Source organism: uncultured Campylobacter sp., from assembly GCF_938045595.1.
Lineage (GTDB): Bacteria > Campylobacterota > Campylobacteria > Campylobacterales > Campylobacteraceae > Campylobacter_B.
On the sequence record NZ_CALIBB010000225.1, the window covers coordinates 1 to 9,970 of the forward strand.

The 9,970-nt window shown below is 49.4% G+C and carries 10 protein-coding genes; all 10 read left to right on the top strand.

From position 1 onward, the window contains the following. Window positions 1-376: TonB system transport protein ExbD (exbD, locus tag Q0340_RS08735; protein ID WP_298083001.1), on the top strand; the 376-nt coding region annotated here is incomplete at its 5' end. Continuing rightward, a complete protein-coding gene (locus Q0340_RS08740; protein ID WP_298083002.1) occupies window positions 373-1,221 on the top strand; it encodes an energy transducer TonB in 849 nt (282 codons plus the stop codon). The genes exbD and Q0340_RS08740, both read left to right, overlap by 4 nt. A gap of 341 nt (window positions 1,222-1,562) precedes the next feature. Further along, on the top strand, window positions 1,563-2,510 hold the full coding sequence (locus tag Q0340_RS08745) for an NAD(P)-binding domain-containing protein (protein WP_297950436.1): 948 nt from the start codon (window positions 1,563-1,565) through the stop codon (window positions 2,508-2,510). Beyond that, complete coding sequence (locus Q0340_RS08750; RefSeq protein WP_298083003.1) at window positions 2,507-3,748, top strand: methyltransferase; 1,242 nt, start codon at window positions 2,507-2,509, stop codon at window positions 3,746-3,748. Before Q0340_RS08745 ends, Q0340_RS08750 begins: the two co-directional genes overlap by 4 nt. Continuing rightward, window positions 3,741-4,100 (top strand): YkgJ family cysteine cluster protein, encoded by a 360-nt coding sequence (locus tag Q0340_RS08755; RefSeq protein WP_298083004.1) that lies wholly within the window; start codon window positions 3,741-3,743, stop codon window positions 4,098-4,100. The genes Q0340_RS08750 and Q0340_RS08755 overlap by 8 nt, the downstream gene beginning before the upstream one ends. Continuing rightward, a complete protein-coding gene (locus tag Q0340_RS08760; protein ID WP_298083005.1) occupies window positions 4,079-5,923 on the top strand; it encodes a hypothetical protein in 1,845 nt (614 codons plus the stop codon). The genes Q0340_RS08755 and Q0340_RS08760 overlap by 22 nt, the downstream gene beginning before the upstream one ends. Window positions 5,924-5,925: 2 nt before the next feature. Continuing rightward, entirely contained in the window at window positions 5,926-6,726 is an 801-nt protein-coding gene (gene trpC, locus Q0340_RS08765; RefSeq protein WP_298083006.1) for an indole-3-glycerol phosphate synthase TrpC, read from the top strand. A 969-nt stretch (window positions 6,727-7,695) separates the two neighbouring features. Further along, window positions 7,696-8,193, top strand: coding sequence for an HIT domain-containing protein (locus tag Q0340_RS08770; RefSeq protein ID WP_298083007.1), 498 nt, complete (start codon window positions 7,696-7,698; stop codon window positions 8,191-8,193). Beyond that, window positions 8,193-9,194 carry a bifunctional 3,4-dihydroxy-2-butanone 4-phosphate synthase/GTP cyclohydrolase II gene (locus tag Q0340_RS08775; protein ID WP_298083008.1) on the top strand — a complete coding sequence of 334 codons (1,002 nt, stop codon included), beginning with the start codon at window positions 8,193-8,195 and terminating at the stop codon, window positions 9,192-9,194. Before Q0340_RS08770 ends, Q0340_RS08775 begins: the two co-directional genes overlap by 1 nt. Then, the coding region (locus Q0340_RS08780; protein WP_298083009.1) for a DNA polymerase IV at window positions 9,191-9,970 on the top strand (780 nt) is incomplete at its 3' end. The genes Q0340_RS08775 and Q0340_RS08780, both read left to right, overlap by 4 nt.

Here is a 9,970-nt window from a genome sequence, read left to right on the forward strand (position 1 = left end):
TCCTAGACGAGACGGGCTAAATATCGTCCCGTTCATCGACATTATGCTGGTGCTGTTAGCGATCGTGCTTAGTGTCTCGACTTTCATTGCGCAGGGTCATATCAAGGTAAATCTTCCATCTTCTTCAAGCTCGCAAAATCCGCAAGAAGATAAAAAAGTTACCATCAAAGTGGATAGCGAATCTAAAATTTATCTAGACGATGTCGCAATAAGCGAGGATGAGCTTGAGAAAAAAATTGCCGCTCTCGATAAAAACGATCTTGTCGTGCTAAAAAACGATAAAGACTCGAAATTTTCCTCTTTCATTTCGATCATGGATGTCCTAAAAAAGGCAGGCCATGAAAAATTTGCGATCGTGACCGAAAAAGAGCAATGAATAAAGATAGCGCAGTAGGCTTCATTGTATCTTTGGTGCTGCATTGCATCATCGCTGTGGGTGTTTTTGCTCTTTTATCGTCGGCACCGAAGCCGCCTAGCATGCCCGATATGATAGCCTTTTCCATCGATAGCATAATGGATGAGGCCAAGCAGGGCGATATCTCCGATGAGCCCAATATCCCGCCTCTTTCCGATCAGTCCGAACCAGATCCTGAGCCAGAGCCCACTCCGCCGGAGCCCGAGCCCAAACCGGAACCAACTCCGCCTGAGCCAGAGCCAATACCAGAGCCCGAGCCGATTCCTGAACCGGAGCCTATACCAGAGCCTGTAGTCGAAAAACCAAAACCGGTCGAAAAGCCTAAGCCAAAGCCGGTAGAAAAACCAAAACCGGTCGAAAAACCTAAGCCGAAAAAAGAGCATAAAGTTCAAAGCAGCGATAGGAATTTAACGGCAAAATTTGACCCCACAAAGCCTATTTCGCTGGGTAGCGGCGGGGGCGGCGGCTCCAGTAGCGCAGGTGGTGGTAGCGACGCTATAACAAGCCGCGGAGATCCTAGCAATAGCGATGTCGGCAAGAAAATTTTCGCCATCATTTCTCGCTACGCGCAGTCGCACTACCCTAAAAATGCGCAACGTATGCGTAAAATCGGCGTCGTAGGCGTGCACTTTACCTATACGGCAAGTGGCGATGTTAAGGGTCTTCGCGTTACGTCTTCCTCGAATGTCGATTCGCTTGATGAGGGCGCGTTAAGCGCGGTCGAGCGCACAAAAGGTAGCTTTCCAAAGGTCGAGAAAGATATGGAATTTAACTTTAGCATAAAGTATACGCTAAATTTTAATTAGCCTTAAAGCTTCTATTAAAAACTTCTGCCTGGGCGGTGAAATTTTAAAAATTCACCGCCCTTGCCGCTTTATCTTAGCTCGCAAAATTCCATCTCGGCGAAGTAAAATTTTAAATTCGCCGCTTCTGCAGCTTCTGCCGCGCTAGTTTTTACAAACGGATTGGCGCCGTGAAATTTAAAATTTCAACGTAGAAAATTATGTCTTTTCAAATTTAGCCTAAGCAAGCATCTTAAAGCGTTAAAATTTTAAATTTAAGCTGCGAAATTGCTAGGAAATTCCACTGATTTTAATGGAATTTTTACTATAATTTTGTATGAAATTTAAAAGATTAAAGGAAATTTATGATAGACGTTTACGACTTGGCGGTGATCGGCGGCGGTCCTTGCGGCATCGCTTCCGTAGTAGAAGCCAAAAGAAACGGGCTTGCGCATGTACTTCTGCTTGAAAAAGGCGACAACCACTCTCAAACGATTAGGCAGTTTTACAAAGATAAAAAGCGCGTCGATAAAGAATATAAAGGCTTTGACAGCGAGACGCGCGGCTCTATTTCGTTTGAAACCGGCACAAAAGAGAGTGTGCTAAATTATTTCGACGAGCTCTTAGATAGCGACGAAATCGATACGAATTTCAAAAGTGAGGTCGAAAAGATCGAAAAGCACGCAGATGAGTTTTATATCACGACTAACTCGGCTGGATACCGCGCGCGCAACGTCATCGTCGCAATTGGCAGGATGGGCAAGCCCAATAAGCCCGCTTATAAAATTCCACCTTCGATCACGCAACGCGTAAATTTCAATCTCGATAAATGCACGATCAATGAAAAAATTCTAGTCGTCGGAGGCGGTAACTCAGCTGCAGAATACGCTATAGCGCTATGCAAGACCAATGTCGTGACGCTTTGCTATCGCAAGCCTAAATTTACCCGCCTAAACGAGACGAACGAAAGCGACGTAATGCGCGAGACCAAATACGGCAACATCATCTTGCGCTTAGGTATCGATATAGAGGCTCTTGAGAATGAAAACGGCAAGGTGCTGGTAAAATTTGATGATGGCACCGAGCTCGTGTTTGACCGCGTGATATACGCGATCGGCGGCACGAGCCCGATCGATTTTCTTAAAAAATGCGGCATCGCTTACGATGAAAACGGCGTGCCGATCGTGGATGAAAATCTTCAAACCGCCACTAGTGGGCTTTACGTGGGCGGAGATCTCATCAGCAGAAGCGGCGGATCGATCGTGGTGGCGATAAATCACGCTCATACCATCATCAAAAATATCCGCAGATGAGGCTTTATCAGCCGAAAAAAGGTTATCGCTACACGAGCGATACGATTTTTTTGTGGAATTTTATAAGAAGCTCAGGCGTGCGTAAAGCTGACGCAGCATCGCAAAATGGCTCTTGGGCGCTGGGCTGTGGTGCGGAATTTAAAGACGCGACAGATGGAGGCTTTAATGCGCAGTTTTGCGCTTCGGATTTCGCAGGCGGTGAAGCGAAATTTTGCGCCGAGGATTGCGCTTTTAGCAAAGAAGAGTCGTATACCGCTAACCATAGCGTGGGGAATGATCGCGATTTTGGAAGTAAGGGCTGCGCTGAACTTCAGGCGGAATTTAAAATGAAATTTCAAGCGGAATTTCAGGAGAAATTTCAAAGCGAGCGCTGTAAAAATTCCTATTTTCAAAACGACGAAGCCTGGCATGCTTTAAAGCCTGATATCGCAAGCGGTGAAAATTTTAAATTTTGTGACGAGCAAATCGCGCAGTCTTTAGAATCTCAAAAGACGCACGATAAAGATTTCGCGAGCAAATTTAAAGACGCCAAGGTGCGCGAGGATTTTGCTGCGGAGCGCTTGTGTGACGGCTGGTTTGCCGCTTGCAATGAGCGTAGTTTAAAAAGCGCGCTAAATCCGCGAGCGATATACGGCGACGTGCTGGATGTGGGCGCAGGATGTGGAATTTTGGGATTTTTGCTAAAACGCGATTTTAAAAGCATTAATCTAAGCTTGCTAGAAATTCAAGAGCGAAATTTAGAAATCTTGAGGCTGAATTCTTTGCAAAACGATCTACCTGCCGAGATTTTGCACGCGGATTTTGCGGAGTTTAAAAGCAAAAAGCGTTTTGACTTTATCGTCTCAAATCCGCCCTTTTATCGAGAGCGCATTTCGCTTAGCAAAGAGCCTCATATGGCGCTTAGTAAGAGCGCAGCAAGCCTTAGCCTACGGGATTTCGTGCGATCTGCGAATGCTCATCTTAAGCCTGGCGGTACGCTTATTTTTTGCTACGAGGCGGGCAAGCTAGCTAAAATTTGCGAGCTTTTAGGCGAGTTTAGGCTAAATTTGACGAGGCTTGGTTTTGTCTATCCCGACATTTCAAAGCCCGCTAAGCTCGCGCTTTTGCAAGCCCGTAAGAACTCGCGCTCGCCCTGTGAGATCGCCCTTCCGATCTACGCTAGCGCGCACGGAAAGCGCACCGCACAAGCCCACGCGATCTACAAAAGCGCGAATTTAACGAGCGTGGATTATGAGTGAGTTCGGCTTCAGCTTCGATGCAAGCGCGTGCGAGCGCTGCGGCGGTAAGTGCTGCACGGGAGAGAGCGGCTATATCTGGATAGATGAGAGTGAGATTGCGGCGTTAGCGGTAAAATTTAAAATTTCGCCCGCAAGGATTAAAGAAATTTATTTACAAAAAATAGGCGCTAAATTTAGCGTAAAAGAAAAGCCCTTTGAAGGCGGTTTGGCGTGCGTATTTTTTGACGAGGCGCAGCGCAACTGCGGGATTTACGAGCTGCGCCCGAAGCAGTGCTGTAGCTTTCCGTTTTGGGAATATTTTAAAACGCATACTAAAGAATTGGAGGAAGAATGTATCGGGGTAAGGTTTTAAGCGGAATTTTAATCGCGGCGATGATTTTAGCGCCGCAGTATCTAAGTGCGGAGAGTGGGACGAATGCTGCAGCGGCGAAGCAGTCCGTTACGGATAAAAAGGCGTCTGATCGGAATTCCGGCATTGGCACAAAAAACGGTGCAAAAGATGCAATTAAAAAGAGCTTGATAAATCGCGGCGTAAGCGCTAAAAGTATAACCAAAGAAAAGCTAAATCACGCGATGCGAGCGCAAGAGGATGCCGAGCTAAATTTTGATTTGCTTACGGCTTTGGAGCTACTGCATAAAGATCCCGTCGCATCGATGTTTTTATACGAAAAGGCATACAATAAAACGGGCTCGTCCGTTTATCTGCTAGAAGCGCTAAAGACTGCTTTTGCGATCAAAGATCGTAAAAATACGGCGCGCTATTTAAAGCTCGGCGAAAAAAGCCTAAACTCAGACTCCGAGTATCTGCGAGTAAAAATCGGCTACTACTTAGGCATTAAAGATAATCTAAATGCCAATACCGCTGCTCTTAAGCTAGTTACCGTAGATCCCATTTCGCGTAGTTACGCGATCTTAGCGGCGACATATTATGCGATGGAGAATTTTACTTTAGCCAAAACCTACTTTGAAAAAGCCTATGAGCTAGACAAAACTGACGAAAATCTCATCAGATTATGCGACGTGCTGCTAAATAAACTCAATGATTCGGACGGAGCGATCCGCATTATCGAGACGCATAGGCGCATCTACGGCTGCGCCCAGGGTATGGCGTGCGAGCTGCTAGCTGATGTGTATCGCGCGAATAAACGCTATTTGGATGTCGCTAAGATCGATGAAGCGCTGTATGAAGCCAAAGGGGATAATAAATTCTTGGACGATATGATAGCGATTTATTACTACTCAAACGACTTTGATAAAATAATCGAGCTTTTGAAGAAATACGACTACAAGCGCGAGCTTCTAATCGATGCCTACGCGCATAAGAAAGACTATAAAACCGCGATTAAAATGGCGCGCGATGAGTTTATGAAGACCAAAAATTACGACTTTTTGGCGATCGAGGCGATCTACGAATATGAAAGTGCGGGCAAAAGTGTGGACGCTAAAACCCTGTCTAGCGTAGTGGCAAAATTTGAAAATATCGCGCCGCAACTTAAAGACCCCGTGCACCTAAACTACTACGGCTACATCTTAATAGATCACGATTTGGACGTTCGCAAGGGCATCGAACTCGTCCGCCGCGCCCTGCAAAAAGACCCCGACTCGCCGTATTATCTGGACTCGCTTGCTTGGGGATACTACAAGCTTGGCGAGTGCGACAAGGCTAAAAATGAAATGGCTAAGATCAAAGACGCAGAATTTTTTAATTCCCCCGAAGGCAAAGAGCATTTAGAGGCGATCGATGCGTGCGCCGCTGGCACAGGCGTAGCGCCGCAGAATTCTATATCGCAAAACCCCGCTACGATAAAAGGCTCCGCGCCGAAAGATCAGGCGCCGCAAAGCCCGGCAACAAAAACCCCTTCGCCTAATTCCATAAAATCTACGGCGCCCGAAAGCTCTGCGTTAGATTCCGCGCGTCCGAGCTCCGCTGCAACGCGTGATTTAACGCCAAAAGACTCCGCTTCGCAAAATTCTGCTGGGTCTGCAAATTCCGCAGTTCAAAATCAGACACCAAATTCCGCGGCGTCTGAAAATTTTGCAACGCCCATAAATTCCGCCGCGCAGAATTCTGCCTCGTCAAGACAAAATTCCGTATCGAGGCAGGATTTTATGCCAGAGCAAAATTCTACGTCGAAAGAGCCCACCGGCTCTAAAATCCAGACACCAAAGCAGTAGCGATGATTTTGGATGAAATTTTAAAGCGCACTCGCGAGGATCTCGCGCTTCGTAAACAAAGACTGCCCGAGGATCTACTCGGCCGCTCGCTAAGCGCTAATCCCTACGAGCCGCGCGACGTCATAAGCGCGCTTAGAAGCGACGAGAAGGATCCGCTGCGCATCATCGCCGAGATCAAAAAGGCAAGCCCGAGCAAGGGGATCATCCGCGAGGATTTTGAGCCGCTAAGCCTTGCCGTGGAGTATGAAAATTCAGGTGCGAACGCCTTTTCGGTGCTTACCGAGCCGCATTATTTCAGAGGCGACATCGAGTTCATCCCGCAGATCCGCCGCTATACCCGCATACCCATTTTGCGCAAGGATTTCATCGTCGATCGCTATCAGGTTCTCGAGGCGCTGGTTTACGGCGCGGATTTTATCCTGCTGATCGCCAAAGCTCTGGAAGGCAAACAGCTAAAAGAGCTGCTCGAGTTTGCCCGCAGGCTGGGACTTGAGGCGCTGTGCGAGATCCACGATAAGGACGATCTGAAAAAGGCGGTCTTCGCAGGCGCTGATATTATCGGCATCAACCATCGAAATTTAGAGACTTTCGAGGTCGATACGAGCCTGAGCGAGCGGCTAATCCCGCTGATTCCAAACGGTAAGATCATCGTCGCCGAAAGCGGCCTACACTCGCACGAGCAGCTTTTAAGCTTGCACGAGGCGGGCGTCGATGCGTTTTTGATCGGCGAGCATTTTATGCGCCAAAATGACGTCGGCACGGCACTGCGCGAGATAAAGCTCGGCGCGGGCGGCGAAATTTAAACCCGCTTGTTTGATCGCGCAAGATCAGATCGGAACGAGAAGTTAAATTTAGCAAAGAGAGCGAAATTTTAAGGCGGTAAATTTTAAAATTCGTAAAATTCGGCTGACTTTAAAATTTAGCATTTCTTTAAATTTAGCGGTTGCGACGCGATCTAATATCGCGCGCTGCGTAAGCGTTCACGCTGTGCTTTGGCGTCGTGAGTTTATTATCACGCGCTGCGCGAGCGGCTGCGGAGCGAGGTTTAAATTTACGCCTTTCGTTTGTATAACTTTCCGTCGCATCACGAGCTGGTGCAAAAGCGCGGGTTTAAATTTAGCTTTACGTTTGCGAAGCTTCACGCGTGGGGTTGCGCTTGTAGCATTGAGCGCCGAGAATTGCGCGTCTATCGTAGCGCCTTGCATACCTAGCGTACTACCCAAGCTCAGTTTTGGCGATTGTACGGCGCCGTAAATTTAATCGCAGCTCGCGACCTAAGCCGCCCAGAGGAGCTGCGCGTACGATAACTGCGTAAAGCGAGCTACCACAAAAGCGGACGGCGTAGGGGCTTAGCAGGGCTGCGATACCCTGCGATACGACGCGATAAACCTCGGCTGTACTACGACTGCGCCGCGTTAAATTTTACCGCGTGTCACGACGGTGATTGCGGCGCAGGTTTGGCTTCGCGTACCGTGCCTGTGAGTGCGTCAAAGTTTTGTTATAATGCGCACGCAAACTGCCCGCGGATTTAGTATCGCCCGCCGTGCGCTTTGATCTGCGAAGCGTATATCGCGCCGAAGCGCCTTGCGCAGCCCGAGATTTGTAAAGGGCGCGTACCCCGCGCGCATAACTTTGCGCCGTTCGAGCAAGCGCAAGTCGCGTAAATAAAATTCTATGAAATTTAGAAGTTTTAAATTCCAAATTTCATAGAATTTTGCGAAACGCAAATTTTAAAATTCCATAGAATTTTGGAATTTCGGAAAGGAAAAGAGATGGATTATCTTTGCGCCCCTTGGCGAAGCGAGTATTTTACCGAAAAAAGAAGCGGCTGTCCCTTCTGCGACGCGGCGGCGGATGCGGCGTTCGACGATCGCAACGGCGTGCTTTTTCGCGCGCAGCACTGCTTCGGGGTGATGAACCTCTACCCATACAGCCCGGGCGCCTTTATGGTGATACCCTACGAGCACGCCGATAATATCGAGTGCCTTAGCGATGATGCGTGGGCGGAGATGAGCCGCTACGTGCGCGCCGGAGTGGGGATTTTAAAGCGCACTCTGGGCGCAAACGGCGTAAATATCGGGATGAACCTCGGCGCCGCCGCGGGTGCAGGCATAGCCGAGCACGTGCACTATCATCTCGTGCCGCGGTGGCAGCGCGATACGAATTTCATCACGACGATCGCAAACGTCCGCGTAAACGGCGTTTCGTTCGCCCCGCTTTTTGAGAAGCTAAAAGCGGCATTTGTAGAATTAAATTTAAAGGAGCGATAATGGTTAGCGTAGAGCAGGCGATCGAGGATCTGAAAAACGGCAAAATGCTCGTTATGGTCGATGACGTCGATCGCGAGAACGAGGGCGATTTGGTGTTTGCGAGCACATTTAGCAGCGCACAGAAGGTAAATTTTGCTATCACGCACGCTCGCGGAGTGCTGTGCGTGGCGCTTAGTCCGCAGATAGCGCAGCAGCTGGGTTTAAGCCTGATGGTCGATAAAAACACCTCCAGCCACGAGACCGCATTTACCGTCACGATCGACGCGAAAGATGCCAAGACGGGCGTAAGCGCGTATGAGCGCAATATGACGATCGAGCTGATGTCGCGCGTGGGCGCTCGCGCGGATGATTTCGTCCGCCCGGGGCATATTTTCCCGCTTATCGCCAAAAGTGGCGGCGTGCTCGCACGCACGGGGCACACTGAGGGCTCTACGGATCTGTGCCGCTTGGCGGGGCTTTCGCAAAGCGCCGTGATCTGCGAGATCGTCAAAGACGACGGCGATATGGCGCGCAGGGACGATCTGGAGAAATTCTGCGCGCAGCACGACATCAATATGATCTCGGTCGCGCAGATCGTGCAGTACCGCCTAAAACACGAAACTCTCGTTAAATTTAGCGAGCCAAAAAGCGCTCTGCTGTGCGGCGAGGCGGCGAAATTTTACGACGTGAGCGATCACGAGGGCAACGAGCACCGCGCCTATATTTTCGGCGAGCTGGGAAAGAGCGCGCAGACGAACGTGAAATTTCATAGAATTTCAAGCGATCTGGAGTTTTTAAGCGATACGAAATTTAACGATTTCATGCGCGATCTGGACATTTTGCGCAAAGAGGGCGGCGTGCTTTTGATGCTAAAATCCGCGCAAAATCGCGCCGATTTTAAGAGCTTCGGCATCGGAGCGCAAATTTTAGCGCATCTGGGCGTGAGAAAAATCAAAATTTTAAGCAAGAGCGAGCCGAAAGACTACGCAGGGCTTAGCGGTTTTGGGATCGACATAGTTTGATAGCTCATATCGATTTGGACAGCTTCTTCGTCTCGGTTGCGAGGCTTGCGGACCCCGCGCTTGCGGGCAAAAAGATCGCAGTCGTCGGAGGCGGCGACGAGGAGATTTTCGGCGGCAAGAGCGAGCTTGGTAGCGTGATTTTAAGCGCGAGCTACGAGGCCAGAGCGGACGGCGTGCACTCGGCTCAGCCCGTTAAAATCGCGCTCGGACTCTGCCCGCAGCTAATTTTGGTGCGCTCGCAGCACGGCGAATACCGAAAAATTTCACGGGAAATTTATGAGTTTTTACTAAGCTTTACGCCCGAGATCGAAAAATTTAGCATCGACGAGTTTTTTCTAAATTTACGCGGCACGCCCTACGACGCGGACGCGCTGGGCTTTGCCGCGTTTTTGCAAAGCGAGATTATGCGCCGCTTTAGCCTTCCGTGTAGCGTCGGGCTTAGCGAAGCAAAACTGATCGCAAAGCTCGCCACGAGCCTTGCTAAGCCCTTCGGCGTGCGGCAAATTTTAAAATCGCAAATCGCGCGCGAGCTATCCGCCGTGCCGGTAGCGAAATTTTTTGGCATCGGCAAAGCGGCGCAAAAAACGCTCGGCAAATACGGCATCATAAGCTTCGGCGACGCGCTAGGGCACAGAGAAATTTTTGAAAAGATGGGCGCAAACGGCAGGAAAATTTTCGCAGCCCTTAGCGGCGAGGATGAGGGCGAGGTCGTCTCAAAGCGCGAGCGCAAGAGTATCGGCTTTGGGCGCAGCTTCGCGCCGTGCGCCGATCGGGAC